Origin of the sequence: Paenibacillus sonchi (assembly GCF_016772475.1) — a bacterium.
Taxonomy (GTDB): Bacteria; Bacillota; Bacilli; order Paenibacillales; family Paenibacillaceae; genus Paenibacillus_AQ; species Paenibacillus_AQ sonchi.
In genome coordinates, this window is record NZ_CP068595.1 from 5,240,922 (window position 1) to 5,254,781 (window position 13,860).

Annotated in this window: 15 protein-coding genes and 1 pseudogene; 11 read left to right on the forward strand and 5 right to left on the reverse strand. The window is 48.7% G+C overall.

Annotated elements, in window-relative coordinates:
• Positions 1-151 precede the first annotated feature (151 nt).
• From JI735_RS23370 to JI735_RS23380, 3 genes and pseudogenes are all read right to left on the reverse strand, one after another.
• Positions 152-835 (reverse strand): DUF975 family protein, encoded by a 684-nt coding sequence (locus JI735_RS23370; protein ID WP_202676484.1) that lies wholly within the window; start codon positions 833-835, stop codon positions 152-154.
• 260 nt (positions 836-1,095) lie between these two features.
• Positions 1,096-1,964 (reverse strand): annotated as a pseudogene (locus JI735_RS23375) (sulfurtransferase).
• A 78-nt stretch (positions 1,965-2,042) separates the two neighbouring features.
• The gene (locus JI735_RS23380; RefSeq protein WP_051052279.1) at positions 2,043-2,246 is read right to left on the reverse strand and encodes an RNA polymerase sigma factor; all 204 of its coding nucleotides are present in this window, start codon (positions 2,244-2,246) and stop codon (positions 2,043-2,045) included.
• Between the two features lie 57 nt (positions 2,247-2,303).
• On the opposite strand from JI735_RS23380, the gene JI735_RS23385 reads away from it, so the two are divergent.
• Positions 2,304-3,332 (forward strand): phosphotransferase, encoded by a 1,029-nt coding sequence (locus tag JI735_RS23385; protein WP_051052278.1) that lies wholly within the window; start codon positions 2,304-2,306, stop codon positions 3,330-3,332.
• 104 nt (positions 3,333-3,436) lie between these two features.
• On the opposite strand, the gene JI735_RS23390 is transcribed toward JI735_RS23385, so the two are convergent.
• Entirely contained in the window at positions 3,437-3,826 is a 390-nt protein-coding gene (locus JI735_RS23390; protein WP_039839063.1) for a hypothetical protein, read from the reverse strand.
• A gap of 266 nt (positions 3,827-4,092) precedes the next feature.
• On the opposite strand from JI735_RS23390, the gene JI735_RS23395 reads away from it, so the two are divergent.
• From JI735_RS23395 to JI735_RS23415, 5 genes are read left to right on the forward strand one after another with little or no spacing between them, the layout of a single operon-like run.
• Positions 4,093-5,064 carry an ABC transporter ATP-binding protein gene (locus JI735_RS23395; protein WP_039839061.1) on the forward strand — a complete coding sequence of 324 codons (972 nt, stop codon included), beginning with the start codon at positions 4,093-4,095 and terminating at the stop codon, positions 5,062-5,064.
• Entirely contained in the window at positions 5,057-5,803 is a 747-nt protein-coding gene (locus JI735_RS23400) for a DUF2705 family protein (RefSeq protein ID WP_039839059.1), read from the forward strand. The genes JI735_RS23395 and JI735_RS23400 overlap by 8 nt, the downstream gene beginning before the upstream one ends.
• On the forward strand, positions 5,803-6,177 hold the full coding sequence (locus JI735_RS23405; RefSeq protein WP_025706860.1) for a GntR family transcriptional regulator: 375 nt from the start codon (positions 5,803-5,805) through the stop codon (positions 6,175-6,177). Before JI735_RS23400 ends, JI735_RS23405 begins: the two co-directional genes overlap by 1 nt.
• 13 nt (positions 6,178-6,190) lie before the next feature.
• The gene (locus JI735_RS23410) at positions 6,191-6,892 is read left to right on the forward strand and encodes an ABC transporter ATP-binding protein (RefSeq protein WP_039839057.1); all 702 of its coding nucleotides are present in this window, start codon (positions 6,191-6,193) and stop codon (positions 6,890-6,892) included.
• Positions 6,886-7,620 carry a hypothetical protein gene (locus JI735_RS23415; protein WP_039839055.1) on the forward strand — a complete coding sequence of 245 codons (735 nt, stop codon included), beginning with the start codon at positions 6,886-6,888 and terminating at the stop codon, positions 7,618-7,620. The genes JI735_RS23410 and JI735_RS23415 overlap by 7 nt, the downstream gene beginning before the upstream one ends.
• Before the next feature lie 76 nt (positions 7,621-7,696).
• On the opposite strand, the gene JI735_RS23420 is transcribed toward JI735_RS23415, so the two are convergent.
• Positions 7,697-8,077: a PilZ domain-containing protein gene (locus JI735_RS23420; RefSeq protein ID WP_020433309.1), complete on the reverse strand. Its 381-nt coding sequence runs from the start codon at positions 8,075-8,077 to the stop codon at positions 7,697-7,699.
• 718 nt (positions 8,078-8,795) lie between these two features.
• Here JI735_RS23420 and JI735_RS23425 point away from each other — a divergent pair.
• From JI735_RS23425 to JI735_RS36205, 5 genes are all read left to right on the forward strand, one after another.
• Complete coding sequence (locus JI735_RS23425) at positions 8,796-9,074, forward strand: holin (protein WP_039839054.1); 279 nt, start codon at positions 8,796-8,798, stop codon at positions 9,072-9,074.
• Positions 9,075-9,198: 124 nt separating this feature from the next.
• The gene (locus JI735_RS23430) at positions 9,199-9,468 is read left to right on the forward strand and encodes a hypothetical protein (RefSeq protein ID WP_233476024.1); all 270 of its coding nucleotides are present in this window, start codon (positions 9,199-9,201) and stop codon (positions 9,466-9,468) included.
• Between the two features lie 747 nt (positions 9,469-10,215).
• A complete protein-coding gene (locus JI735_RS23435; protein ID WP_051052277.1) occupies positions 10,216-11,928 on the forward strand; it encodes an alpha/beta fold hydrolase in 1,713 nt (570 codons plus the stop codon).
• Positions 11,929-12,001: 73 nt separating this feature from the next.
• Positions 12,002-12,940 (forward strand): cysteine synthase A, encoded by a 939-nt coding sequence (gene cysK, locus JI735_RS23440; RefSeq protein WP_039839053.1) that lies wholly within the window; start codon positions 12,002-12,004, stop codon positions 12,938-12,940.
• A gap of 84 nt (positions 12,941-13,024) precedes the next feature.
• The gene (locus tag JI735_RS36205; protein ID WP_233476025.1) at positions 13,025-13,426 is read left to right on the forward strand and encodes a DUF1664 domain-containing protein; all 402 of its coding nucleotides are present in this window, start codon (positions 13,025-13,027) and stop codon (positions 13,424-13,426) included.
• Positions 13,427-13,860: the final 434 nt, after the last annotated feature.

Below are 13,860 nucleotides of genomic sequence, written 5' to 3' on the forward strand. Positions count from 1 at the left end.
AACAGGTTTATGGTTTCTATTTATTATTTCGCAGGCATGGCAAAAAACCGCCCGAAGCCCTTCGACTCCAAGCGGTACATTTACCAAGTTACACCTCTACAGGGATTGGCGAATGTTACTATCCTGGTATTAATGTATAGCAGATGTGATTCTAAAAATAGGGTATCTGTGCCAGCCGGAGCTCGTGTTCTGTTGTCAAATTATACACAAGCGCATTATGGCGTAATTCTAAGTAAAGCTCAGCCTTCGTGGCATTGATATAGGGCTGGACAAATAAGACGCCAATGCCGAGTGCCAGCAGGCCAAGCAGAATCCAGCCAAGAAAACTCAAATCAAGCACAAACATGCGGAACTTATGTCCGTGTGTCATTTGCTTGCTTAATTCTACTGCACGGTTATACCCGATGTTCGGATTGTCCGCAAGGATGTATGGGACCTGACTGTACGCATAGGATTTTACTATTCCTGGAATGATCAGCAGCAGGAACCATAAAAAATTCAAAAAACCTCTCCAGAGCATGGTAAGAACGATAGCCCAATACCGGTCCTTGTTAAACGCATAGCCGATATTGCCCATTCGGACTTCGCCTTCGGCAGATTGCTTGAAATAACGCAATGAACCTACTGTAAGCGGAGTACCGATCAGGATATGAAATGCAATTCCAATTACTGCGATGATGCTAATTATGAATAATACGAGTACAACAAAAGGCCATAACACGCCCCAATCGAAATCCAGGCCGGAGCCGGGCAGTTCTGAACGGGCTGATGATCTCAAATTATTTAAGCTTGGGAGACCTGAGCCTTCTCCGAGAATGACCAGAATTAAACTCACCACAAATGCCTTCCAATACGATGTGCGGAGTACATCCTTAGCCCTTCGCTTTATTTCCTTACGATCCCACATAAAATAACCTCTCTCCTTATTTGCATTATGTACTTCGTCTTACAATAGATACCATAGAATATGTCATAAGACAAACTATTAATTACTATAACTTTTGGTGGACACTGATGATTGCAGCACTCTGTACGAACCTTTCATTAATAAAAGTCCAACACAAAAAGCCCGCGTCCGACGCGGGCTTTTTGCCTTTACTCTTCCCCGGTAGCTATAGGATTCTCCTCATAACTAATCCAGTCACTCCAGCTCCCCGCATACAGCCGAACGTTCTTGAACCCGGCCTTCTCCAGTGCCAGTATATTCGGACAGGCGGTTACGCCGGAGCCGCAATAGACGATGATCTCGGCATCCTTGTCCAGCCCGGCAAAATGCTCTTCCAGCTGCTCAGAGCTTTTGCAGCTTCCATCTTCATTCTGTGTGTTTTTCCAGAAATAGTTGACCGCACCGGGGATATGTCCGGCTTTCTTGTCCAGCGTCTCTTCCTTGCCCTGATAGCGCTCACCCGCGCGGGAGTCGATCAGGACCGGCAGGGCAGGGGAAGAGGGGAAGAGGCGGCAGCCGCTGTCTGCTCCGATATGAGACGAACTTCACCGACATCTGCGAGCATTTGCAGCTGAATATTTGTTGCAAAGGTGCTCGGCACCCGTACCGGCTGATGATCTGTGACCGGGAACTTCTCAGCCTTCCAGGCGCTGAAGCCGCCTTCCAGAATGAATACATTCTCATGCCCAAGGTAGCGCAGCAGCCACCAGAGCCGTGCTGCATTCATTCCGCTCTCGTCGTCATAAGCGACAATCCGGGAATCGTTCCCGATTCCGAGCTTTGCCAGGCGGGCAGCAAGCACCTGAGGGTCAGGGAGCGGGTGACGTCCGCCGTGTTCTTCCACCGGGCTTGACAAATCATGCTCCAGATCTAGATAAACGGCACCAGGGATATGCTCCTGTTCATAGCTCTCTCTTCCTGCTTCGGGTTTACCCAGTGTAAACCGGCAATCCACAATCGTCTGCTCCGGCTCATAGAGCCTGGCCAGCAGCCAGCGTTTGGTTACGGTAGCGTCCATAAGTATCCCTTCCTTTGCTTATATCAATATATGAAATTTATTATAGCGGAAAAATCGGAAAGCCCTCAAGAGAAGCTCCTACTTGAAGTAGGTGTTTTTGGCGATTTGACACAGCCAGACGCTGATTTTACAATTGCCTTTGAACTGGTCGATATTTTTCACTGCTTTTGCAAAGGTTTCTTGCGTAATCTCCTCGGCAATCTGTTGATCTCTGCTTAAAGACAACGCAAATAGGTATACATCCTGAAAATATTGCTCGTAGATTTGCTCTACATCGGCCACATGTTCACCACCTTACATATATAAGACCCGGTTGCGGGAGATTCGTTACAAAAACAAATAAGAGAGGGGCATAAGCCTACGGATACAATTGTAAGCCAGGTTTGGCCGGAGTGGAATGGAACGCTGCGGAAGCGGAGCGGCGGCTGGAATAATACAACTTATTTTGTGGAAAATAGTGCTCATCGCGCCGTGCTGCGTATCTATGATACGCACAGGGACAGAGACAAGATCGAATTCGAGCACGCTGTGCTGCAAAAGCTGGGAAACCTGTCATTACCCTTTAAAGTTCCTGTGCCGGTCTCAACCCCGGCTGGAGAAACTTTGGTTAAACTCAAGGATGCCGACGATAAATTCGCCTGCATGTTCCATTACATAGAAGGGGATTCACCTGCAGAGGAAGAGGCAGGGTATTTTGAATCCTTTGGGGAGTCGGCAGGATTCTTATCTGCTGTTCTGGCTGATCTGAGGCCCGGTCTGATTCCGGTGTACCGTCCCTATTACGAGCTCCGGCAGGCATATCCGCTATGTAGTGATGCAGCAATACGGGAGCTGTGTCAGAATCCGCCTCGCCCTTTTTCCGGCCTTGGCCAAGAGCTGAAGCTGCTGTACGCAGCCTATGACCAAATCGCTGATTCTCTGGCCGGACTCAAGGAGCTTCCGCATCAACTGGTGCACGGTGATTTGAACGCATCGAATTTGCTGCTTAAGACCTCAGATCACCGGCAAGTAGCCGCGCTGCTTGATTTTGAATTCTGCACCTACGATGTGCGGGCCATGGAGCCTGCGGTTATTCTGTCCGGGCTGCTGGGCCAGGCGGAAGAAAAGACGGCGGTCCGGGATTTCTGCCGGGGCTTCAGCCGCCGGGTCCGGCTCTCCGAAGCCGAAATCAACGCGGTCCCGGTGCTGATGCTGCTTAGAAAAGTTGATGTGTTCCTCCATTTTGTCACTCGTTATCTGGAGGGTACGGATGAAGCACATGTGCTGCAAGAGCAAGTGAGGCTGTTGTCTGAAGATGTAAGTCAGCTGACTGCTCAAACATCAGCAATACTGGAGATCCTGAGCGGGGAGCAAGAGCAACATTGCTGACGCGGATTCTTGCTTAAGCCCTGCCGCCAATCCTGTCCAAAAACAGCAAGGGCTGACCCAAGCAGCCATCTTATGGCTTCGGGTCAGCCCCCGGTAAGAGCTGTTTAAACGGTAGTGATAGCTTTCCAGTCGCCAAACGGGAAGGTTTGTTCAGGCACAATAAAACCGTTAACGTCCCTGCCTGCAGCGTAAAGGGAGATATCACTTACAAACCCGGCTGCGCCGGGGGATGAAACGGTAATCGTGTAATTCGCTACAGTAGTAGGAATAACAAGAGTAACTACACCCCTCGGAGCTGCAATCCCAAACGTTGTTGTGAAATACAACGTTTCAACCAATCCTTCCGGACCAGCATCAGTAATGCTGTAAGCATTAACTACGATGGGTTCCAATCTTGCTGCGGTTGTGTTTGTAATGCGCAGCTGAACGAACGTAGAGATCAATGCGAGATCCGGGTCGAGATTGGAAACTGCACCGATTGTATAGATGGCCATAATGGCACCTCCTTCTCTTTTAGATAAGATAGTATATGCAAATTTAATAGAGTGTACTGGATTACCGTCTTTAATTAATAGAAAAGGCAGTTCACCTGGTGAATAGTACCTTTCTGGAAGACAGTTCTGCACCTGGTCAGCAGGTATGCGTAAATGGACTTTACAATTTCCATGACTCAGTGTACTATTTAACTAACACACCAACACGATATGACACTCGCCGCATATTTTGTAAGACATTCTTGATTTCAATCCAGGAGGATGCTATGAATCAGACCAAAGATCAACCAGAAGCTGCAGGTAACGGGAAGACGCCGATCGTGCTGCAAATGCAAGGCGTAAGCAAGATCATCAAAGGGAAGGCCATTGTGAACGAACTGTCCTTTGATATTTGCAAGGGGGAAATTGTCGGGCTGCTGGGACCCAATGGAGCCGGGAAAACAACGACCATCCGCATGATGACCGGCTTAATCCGGATGACGGAAGGGGATGTGCTTATTGAGGGGCACAGTATCCGTAACGACTTCAACAAGGCTATCGCTCATATTGGTGCCATCATCGAGAATCCGGAGTTCTATTCACATATGACAGGTTATGACAACCTGAAGCAATACCAGCGGATGAGTGACGGAATTACGGATGCCAGGATTGATGAAGTTGTGCGGCTGGTTGGCCTGCAGGAGGCTATGAGCAAAAAGGTTAAAGCCTATTCCCTGGGGATGCGCCAGCGGCTTGGAATTGCCCAGGCACTGCTGCATGCGCCCAAGCTGTTGATTCTGGATGAGCCTACGAACGGGCTGGACCCTGCGGGAATCCGGGAAATGCGTGATTATATGCGGAGAATCGCAGAGGTGGAAGGCATCTCCATCCTGATTTCCAGCCATATGCTTGCCGAGATTGAACAGATATGCCACCGTGCAGTAGTCATTCAGAATGGCAGGCTGATCGCCGTCACACCACTCGGAGAAGAAGTGCAAGCCGGAGGAGCGATCCCTCTGGCGATCAGGGTAGGGAAGCTTGAAGCTGCCCTGGCTGTGATCCATAAACAGCCTGAAGTGCAGATCATCCGCACGGATGAAGCTAACTCCGAAGTTCTTGTAAGCATGCCGGACGATCAAGTGCCTGAGCTCATAGCTGCATTCAGCGGGGCGGGAGTCAGAGTCTACCGCATTATGGATAACAAACAAAGTCTGGAAGAAGAATTCCTGAAATGGACAGGAGGGAACCGCATTGCGTAAGTTTATCGATCTGGTGCTGAATGAGTGGCTTAAATTATCGAAGAAACGCAGCTTCTTCATCGCTTACGGGCTATTGATTGGAATACCGTTTGTAATAGGATACGTGGTGCATTCGGTTGCAGGAGATATGTTTGCTTCCGGGCCGCAATTTGCGGCAGAAATGCTGCTGCCGTCAGGCATCGGCCAGATCCTTAATATTCTGGTCATTATCGGGACAGCGGGAATTGTCGCCAAGGAATACAGCCAGGGAACCATTAAGTTCCTGCTGATCCGTGCCCGCAGCCGAACGGCCATTCTTGCCTCCAAATTTGTGACCGTCCTCCTGTATGCATTTAGCCTTACTGTTGTAACAGCAGTAGCGGTATATGCTTCCGGTATGCTGTGGTTTGGAAATGGCGGAGGCGGCCTGGAAATTGGCGGTGTACTCACATCTGTGCTTTATAACAGCGTCTATATGGTTATGTTCGCAACACTGGCTTTTATGTTGGGGATATTGACGACTTCTACCGGGGTAACCATAGGGATTTCGATGTTTGCCTTGACGATCAGCAATCTGGTCATCTTCCGGGATTTCTATAAATATGTTTTGTTTCCCAACTTGAATCTGGCCGCCTATGAAGGTGGCGGGGCACCGCTTCCGGGGATGACTCTGCCATTCTCTATCCTCATGCTGGCTGTATATTTCTTACTGTTTCTGTTGACGGGATTTATGGTGTTCAGACGAAGGGACGTTGCCTGATGACCATAGAATTTGACAATAATCAGCCGATTTACCTCCAGATCATGAATTATATGAAAGGGGAGATCGTGACGGGCAAGCTGAAGCCGGGCGACAAAATCCCCTCCGTACGTGAATTGGCCGCTGAACTGCAGATTAATCCGAATACGGTGCAAAGAACCTTTCAGGAACTGGAGCGTGAGACAATCGTGGAAACCCGGCGCGGCATGGGCAGATATGTAACCGGAAATGAGCAGACGATTCTGACAATTAAAAAAGAGATGGCGCAGGATGTGCTGGACCGTTTTATCCGCGGCATGCAGGAGCTGGGTTTTCAGAGTGAGGAGATCCTGGCGGCTGTAGCTGAGAATATTGAAATAAGAACGAAACCATAGGGGGATTATCACGGTGGACAGGATACTTCAAGTACAGGATGTGACCAAAAAATACGGCTCCAAGCATGCGCTGCGCGGGGTCTCCTTCGGACTCAGCGCCGGTAAAATCGTCGGACTTCTCGGCAGCAACGGCAGCGGCAAAACTACGCTGATGAAGCTCATAGCCGGGCTGGCCCGGCCAACCTCGGGAAGGATTTCTGTAATGGGCGTCCCGGTGGGCGAACCGAGCAAATCACTGGTGTCATTTATGCCGGACCGCCCGTTAACCGAATCATGGATGAATGTGGGGGATGCCCTCAGATTCCAGCAGGATTTCTACCCTGACTTCGATCCCGGCAAAGCGAAACGGATGCTCGAATTCATGAAGCTTAGTGAACGGGATAAAGTCCGTACATTATCCAAGGGGATGGGGGAACGCCTGCAGCTGACGATGGCACTTTCGCGCCGGGCCAAATTATATATTATGGATGAGCCTATCGGTGGTGTTGACCCCGTTGCCCGGACCAAGATTCTTAACGCACTGATGGAGTTCTATGAGGAAGACAGCACCATCCTGCTCTCCACGCATCTCGTAACCGACATCGAACGGATTTTTGACGAAGTGATATTTATCAAGGAAGGTGAGCTTGTGCTGCATAGTGAAGTGGAGGATCTCCGGCTTCAACGCGGCAAAAGTGTCGATGAACTGTTCAGAGAGGTGTATGCGGAATGCTGAAACTGATAAAATATGATTTGAAAAGCAAACGGGAGCGGATTCTTGCGATTTTTGTAATTATGCTTCTGGTCCAGGCCGGCATATGGTTTACTAACAGTTCAATGGGGGCTGAGCTAATCACGCTCCATATTCTTACGTATGCCGGATTCAGTTTCGCCCTGCTGCTCTTTGCTTTTTTCAGCTATTTCCGTTACTTAAGGTCTTATGCCAGACGGCTGCTGCCGGTCCCTGCGGTCCAGAGTGTGCTCTCGCCGCTGCTGCTCTTCTGGTTTCTACTGCTGGCTGTTGTGGCCATTGCTGCGATTCATTTTGGCCTTTATATTCTCGTGTATTCCACAGATATTCTCCCGGTGAATTTCTGGACGGTGGCATCATGGAGTGTGCTCAATCTCCTGTGGACTGCCGGCTTTGAACTTATTCTCCTGATGTTTGCCCTCACACTGGCTGCAAGCCTTCGGGTAAAAGGCACAATTTGGATTGCCATCGCAGTTTTTATGGTGGTTGAGAACGGATTGTCCTTGTTAGAGAAGCAGTTCTGGGGAACCTATATATCTGCTCTGGATAACGTATTCCGCTTTGAGGTTTTTGATCCCTCGACCGTAAGCAGCGGGTTGAGACTATACGGTACACCAACTGTATTTTTCTGGCCGTTCCTCTTCGAAGCCGTTATTGGAGCCGTACTGGTTTATGTAATTTCACTGCTGATTCAAAAGAGAATCGAAAACTAACCCTGCTGCTGAACCACTGAACGGGCGCATCACAAAAAGACGTCCTCCTGGGAGGGCATCTATAATGACGGACGAATTACAATCCTTGTGCTCTGCGCGTGTTCGTCCAGATCTCAAGCTCCCTAAGCAGTTGTTCTTCTTCGGCTTCCTGTAAATCCAGGCGGATTCCATACTGGAACTGGCCCAGCCCAAACATCCAGCCCCAGCGCACGCTGCCTTCGAACTGCAGCTTGTCTTCCGCCAGCTGGAAATGAATAATCAGCTTCGTATCCCCGGCGGTAAAGCGGAGGTTCAGCGAGGTGCGCACCTTACAGCCTGAACGGCTGAGGTCAAGCAGCACGCCTTCTGTTAATTTTCCGGCACCCGGACCGGAATTGCCCGCAGGAAGCTCAAGCCAGCATTCTATGGGCTGGTTCATCACATATCGGAATGGTTCTTTTCTACTGGAGTCGTCCATTTCAACCTCCTGTTTTTTTGCTATTATAATCGAACTGCACTGATCAGGGCAATCTACTAAAGTGCTATTTTTAAAAAGAAAAGATTTAAATGGTTTAACGGTTGCAGAACATTTATAATGAAGAAAGCCATTGCTAAAATCACAATGATGCATTCTGTATAACCTTGCGGGTGACCGCAGATTGTGGAATACAAAATAAACCTTTCTCATAGGACTGGAGTGCTATTCATCCAGATATGAAGAAAGGTTTTATTTTTTCTGCTGTAAGCTGTAGCTGTTGGCATAATTTAAGGGTCAGCGCCATCTTTTACGTGGTTTGGACCAGCGTTTTATCCACAGATAACCTTCGTCGTCACGAAAAAATTTGATCCCTATCCAGCTTAGAGGTGTCCACAACTCTTTGAAATAATATGATGGCATAGGATATTAGACCCTCCTAAGTAGTTATTTATAACTAGGATACGGTAAAAATATGAAAACCACAAGTTTTCTTTGCTTAATATTCCCAAAACGTTTGAGCCAGCAATATTCTATTAAGAAAACCAAGTCCATAGGGGACAGCACAAGCAGAATAGGAGAATGCGAATTCTATATAGAGAGCTAATCACTCTGAATTGATCCGGGAAGGCGTCCCATGGAACCGCAGGCTGTATAGCAGGGTCATCGGAGCAGGGGGGGGCGGATGCCTCTTTGCATCTAAAAAGGAGGTGTGATGAGCATGGTGAATGAGGCGCTGAATAATGTGCTGGCTTTTGCTTCCGTACTGGCGGTTTTTGTCTTAGCCTTGGTTCAACTGGTCAAGACCACCGTGAGCCTTCCGCGCAATCTGGTTCCGGCGGTTGGACTCGTTATCGGCCTGTTTGTAGGTGCTGTTGCGTACCCTTTTACAGATATGAATCTGATTTTGCGTCTGTGGGCCGGGGGACTTGCAGGATTGTCGGCTACCGGGCTGTTCGAACTGGCGTTCAATAAAAGGGAAGGCTCAACCAAGGACTGACAGGCATGGTATATCCGGTTACCGGCAGGGGGCCGGCAATCTGGTTTAGGCAGTGTCCGCAGGCCAGAAGACCAAGCAATGCATAGGTTTTTTTCATACCATAGAGAAGGAAAGGGGGTGCTATATGGGAACATATTTGGATGCGAGAACATCGCAGAATGCCAGTACCGCCAATTCCATTGCGATTCCGATTCTGGTCATCAACACCCCTCAACTGTTCGGCCAGATTGGCCTGATCACTGAAGGGATTACGACAAATCCGCGTGTGCTGCTTAAGGGAACCATCTCTATACAGCTTCCCCTGGCTCTGGCAGGTATTACGATTAGAATAGTGAGAGGAACTTTATCTACCGATCCTGTAGAGAGCTTTGACGGAATTCTGGTTTCCGATTAATGCACAGCATCCTGTCAAGCCTTCGCATAGGGAGACAGGATGCTTTTTGGCTTCGATATTCAGAAGTGATGGCCTAAATATAAACCTTTAAGCCCAATCTATAAGAGGCGAGGGTACATATATTGGTGTGTAGTGATCTTCTTTAAAGGAGGTAGTCTCATGGGTGCAGATTGCGGGTATGGCGGTAATGTAGGCGGCGCTAATAAGGGTCCTGTTGTAAGCCCGTTCACTTCAACAAGTGCAATTCTGGTGCTTTACATTTTGCTGGTAATTATTTTGAGCGCTTGTTTCATCTAGTTACAGCACGTAGCGCGGTCTTTGGGCAGAAATGCCAGAGATCGCGTTTTTTAGCCGGTTGTCATGGACAAGCCGTTGCAGGGGATGGGAAGCTAGGCTGCAGGAAAGAAAAAGCTATATAGAGTGAACTTGAAAAACTAACAAAAGGGAAAAGGGATGGAGGGGAAGTTTGGATACTTACGGAGCGAATGCGTCCGCCTAAAAGCTTTCCGTAGGAAAGCTCGCATCGAAAGCATAGGCAGTCTGCGGATTTCCACCACGAAGTGCGGTAATAATCAAGAAATCTGCAGATGGGCAGCGGCCGGAAGCCCAAACATTCTCCGTAGTCCCGACGAAGTCCCTAATGTAAAGATCTTAAGTTCACTCTATATAATTCGAAGAAATAATTGTAACTATATCCCATGTGATCCGTATACCAAAAGGATGTGATATCTGAAAGGGGATAATAACATGAGTAAAAAATTAACGCTGCTCCTGGCCTCCCTGCTGCTGGGTTTGTCGGTTTGGCCGGCACCTGCTGTACACGGAGCAGAACCTAAGGTGATTTTCAGTGTGAACAATGAAGTGCTTCAATTTCCTGCCAATGAGGCTCCATTGATAACCGGCAATGTGTTAATGGTGCCTATCCGCAAGGTAGGTAAAGCTCTGGGTTTGGAAGTTGTCTACATACAAAAAGAGAAAAAACTGGAATTAAGCCGCAATGGACAGCAGCTTGACATTAAGGTGGGGACAAATGAAGCGGTAATAAACGGGAAGGACAAGCTTGCGATTAACGGGAAAGTTATACTTCGCGGGAATCTTGTATTTGTACCCTTTTCGTTGTTCAATGCTATGGGTTTGATCAGTTCCTATGATTCCGCTGCTGGTCAAGCAGCTGTTATTTCGCCGCAAAATTATGCCGGTACTGTCACAGGCCTGCTGACATCCGGTAAATATGAACAGTTGTGGCAGCGGTATTTCGATAAGACTGCAAAAACAGCTATGCCGGTGATGAAGCTCCAGCAGGCATGGGAAGGACTAGTGGAACCCTACGGAACGTACAACAAGCTGACTTCCTTATCCAGCCATCAAGATGGTGAGCAGATTACAATTAAAAGCACAGCCTCTTTTGCCAAAGGGGACCTGGCCATCACCATAACCGTCAACAGCAATGGCAAAATTACAGGTCTCTGGTTCTCCCCTCTTGCCCCGTCTGCCGCTGCACCGGAGCTTAAGCTCCCGGAGGGAGTGACAGAGGAGGAAGTTACCGTTGGTGCAGGAACATCGCATCCGCTGAAGGGGCTGCTTACCCTCCCCGCAAATTCGCCTCATCCTGTACCATCGGTTGTGCTCGTCCAAGGTTCGGGAGCTTCAGACCGTGACGAAACGGTGCTTGGCTACAAACCGTTTAGGGATATCGCCTATAGTCTGGCCAAACAGGGCATCGCAGTACTCCGGTATGATAAGCGGAGTTACTCGTATCCGGAGCAGTTTACGGGGGCAGCAGCAGCTACGATAAATGTTAAGGATGAAGTGGTGGATGATGCGGTTGCTGCTGCTAATTTGCTCAAAGCAGACCAGCGGATGGATTCCGCCCGGGTCTATCTGGCAGGTCACAGCCTTGGTGGAATGCTGGCTCCGAGAATCGACTCTGAAGGCGGGAAATTCGCCGGATTGATCCTGCTGGCAGGCTCACCGCGGAATCTGTGGGAGATTATGTACGATCAGAACATGGCGGTCATCAATTCTCTCCCGGATGGCGACCCGGTCAAAGCGCAGGCCGCTGCAGCCGTTAACGCCGAACTCACCAAGGCGAAGGCACTGGCTGCGATGACGCTTGAACAAGCTAAGACGGCATCCAGTGTTTTTAAAATCCCGGCTTATTATTTCAAAGAGATGGATATGCATAATACAGCTGAACTGGCCCGCAAATTGACCAAACCGGTACTTGTGCTGCAAGGGGGAGATGATTTTCAGGTCTACCCCACAACGGACTTTTCCTTATGGAAAGAAGTATTAAAGGGGGATGCCGCCGCTTCATTTAAGCTTTACCCCGGCCTCAATCATTTCTTCGTGAATTACGAAGGCAAGGATGCGGGAACTGCAGCGGAATATAATACTCCTGGAATGGTTGACGAGCAGGTGCTTAGCGATATGGGACAATGGATCATGGGGCAGCAATAAAACCCCGGAATTAATGATATACACGAATTTTGCACAAAGTTACTTATGACTAATCTTGCCTGGAGGGGTAGCTATGCCTAATATTTCTAAGAATCTGACCGAATTGATTGGAAACACGCCGCTGCTGGAGCTGGCGAATTATGCGAAGAGTCATCAGGTGGAGGCCAGATTAATCGGGAAGCTGGAATATTTCAATCCCGCAGGAAGCGTTAAGGATCGTATCGGCTATGCCATGATACAAGACGCCGAAGCCAAAGGGCTGATTCACAAGGATTCGGTGCTGATCGAACCGACCAGCGGAAATACCGGAATTGGTCTTGCTTTTGCCGCTGCAGCACTCGGGTACAGACTGATCATCGTGCTGCCCGAGACGTTCAGCGTGGAACGCCGCAAGCTGCTCGGAGCGCTTGGAGCTGAACTGGTGCTGACTCCGGGAGCGGAAGGAATGCTGGGTGCGGTTCAAAAAGCTGAAGAATTGGCTGCAGCCATCCCCCATTCGTTCATCCTGCAGCAATTCAGCAACCCGGCCAATCCGCAAATCCACCGTGACACTACAGCAGAGGAAATCTGGAGGGATACCGGAGGGGCAGTGGATATTTTTGTGGCGGGTGTAGGAACGGGAGGCACCATCACCGGAGTAGGCGAAGTGCTGAAGGCCAGAAATCCTGAAGTGCAGGTCGTTGCAGTTGAACCGGCGGACTCTCCGGTTTTATCGGGAGGCAAACCGGGCGGACACCAGATTCAGGGAATTGGAGCCAATTTTGTGCCGGCCAATTTTAATTTCGGGGTTGTGGACGAGATTTTTCAGGTAGAGAACAGGCATGCATTTGAAACTGCACGCAGCCTGGCCGCAACCGAAGGTCTGCTGGTGGGGATCTCCTCCGGTGCCGCCGTCTACGCCGCTTCCCAAATTGCCAAACGTCCCGGTAATCAGGGGAAAAATATTGTAGTCATCCTGCCGGATACAGGGGAACGTTACTTGTCGACACAGCTTTTTGATATGGAAGAATGATGATGTATCCTTCCATTTTTTCGTGTAGAATATGAATTTTTATTCTGGTACAATCTATGTATTAAGTTTGAAGGAGCGGAGCACATGGATAATGATCTGGTGCAAGTGTTGCGGACTGTTATACGGGAAGAACTAATCCCTATTAAGGAAGAAGTATCCTCTGTTAAGGAAGAAGTATCTTCCGTTAAAGCGGAGGTATCCTCTGTAAGAGAAGATGTAACTTCCATTAAAGTGGAGGTATCCACTATTAAGGAAGAATTAGAAACTGTCAATGTACGCTTAGACCGGATTGAAGCAGAGCAGCAGATTATGAAGCAGGACCAGAAAATAATGATAGAAGAGCAGGAATTGATCAAACGTGCTGTGCTGGAAACGAACGAACGTGTAATCAAAATTGAATCCATTTTGGAGAATCAGCACCGGATCATTGAACTGCTGTCGGCACGGTCTATCGAGCAGGAAGCTCAGATTAAACGGATAAAATAGATTGCTCAGTCCGGCACAGTCAGTTGCCGGGCTTTTCTTTATTAAGTGGTTCCCGCCATTTAAGCTGTCTTTCCGGATTGGGGAGGGTGCCATTTCTTATGTCACATAAGACAAACCCGTATAATAAGGGTTTGCATATAAAAATCGAGGCTCCCTTTCGGGAGCCTCTTTCATGGGAGAGGAGAAACCGGACGAAGAGCTTATGGGGAAACGTAAGCCTGCTCCGCGGTTGTCTACGACATTTTTGTGATGTCGATAGTTACATGATGTCCCTGAATGCCCAATCTTATACACGCGAAGCTGGAAAAAATCTGTTATTCTTTATTTTGACACAGACAGACATCTTTTTATTTCGATAGACAATTGTGGTACGATAGGCTTGGACTTGTGCCTTGAACGGCATAATAAACAGAGACATAAGAGCAGGTGAATGA

What these genes read in the sequence shown, in the direction of transcription:
- cysK (WP_039839053.1), top strand. Translation starts at nt 12,002, where the DNA reads ATGCCTAATATTTCTAAGAATCTGACCGAATTGATTGGAAACACGCCG.
- JI735_RS23430 (WP_233476024.1), top strand. Translation starts at nt 9,199, where the DNA reads ATGGGAACATATTTGGATGCGAGAACATCGCAGAATGCCAGTACCGCC.
- JI735_RS23420 (WP_020433309.1), bottom strand. Translation starts at nt 8,077, where the DNA reads ATGGACGACTCCAGTAGAAAAGAACCATTCCGATATGTGATGAACCAG.
- JI735_RS36205 (WP_233476025.1), top strand. Translation starts at nt 13,025, where the DNA reads ATGGATAATGATCTGGTGCAAGTGTTGCGGACTGTTATACGGGAAGAA.
- JI735_RS23425 (WP_039839054.1), top strand. Translation starts at nt 8,796, where the DNA reads ATGGTGAATGAGGCGCTGAATAATGTGCTGGCTTTTGCTTCCGTACTG.
- JI735_RS23435 (WP_051052277.1), top strand. Translation starts at nt 10,216, where the DNA reads ATGAGTAAAAAATTAACGCTGCTCCTGGCCTCCCTGCTGCTGGGTTTG.
- JI735_RS23390 (WP_039839063.1), bottom strand. Translation starts at nt 3,826, where the DNA reads ATGGCCATCTATACAATCGGTGCAGTTTCCAATCTCGACCCGGATCTC.
- JI735_RS23415 (WP_039839055.1), top strand. Translation starts at nt 6,886, where the DNA reads ATGCTGAAACTGATAAAATATGATTTGAAAAGCAAACGGGAGCGGATT.
- JI735_RS23395 (WP_039839061.1), top strand. Translation starts at nt 4,093, where the DNA reads ATGAATCAGACCAAAGATCAACCAGAAGCTGCAGGTAACGGGAAGACG.
- JI735_RS23405 (WP_025706860.1), top strand. Translation starts at nt 5,803, where the DNA reads ATGACCATAGAATTTGACAATAATCAGCCGATTTACCTCCAGATCATG.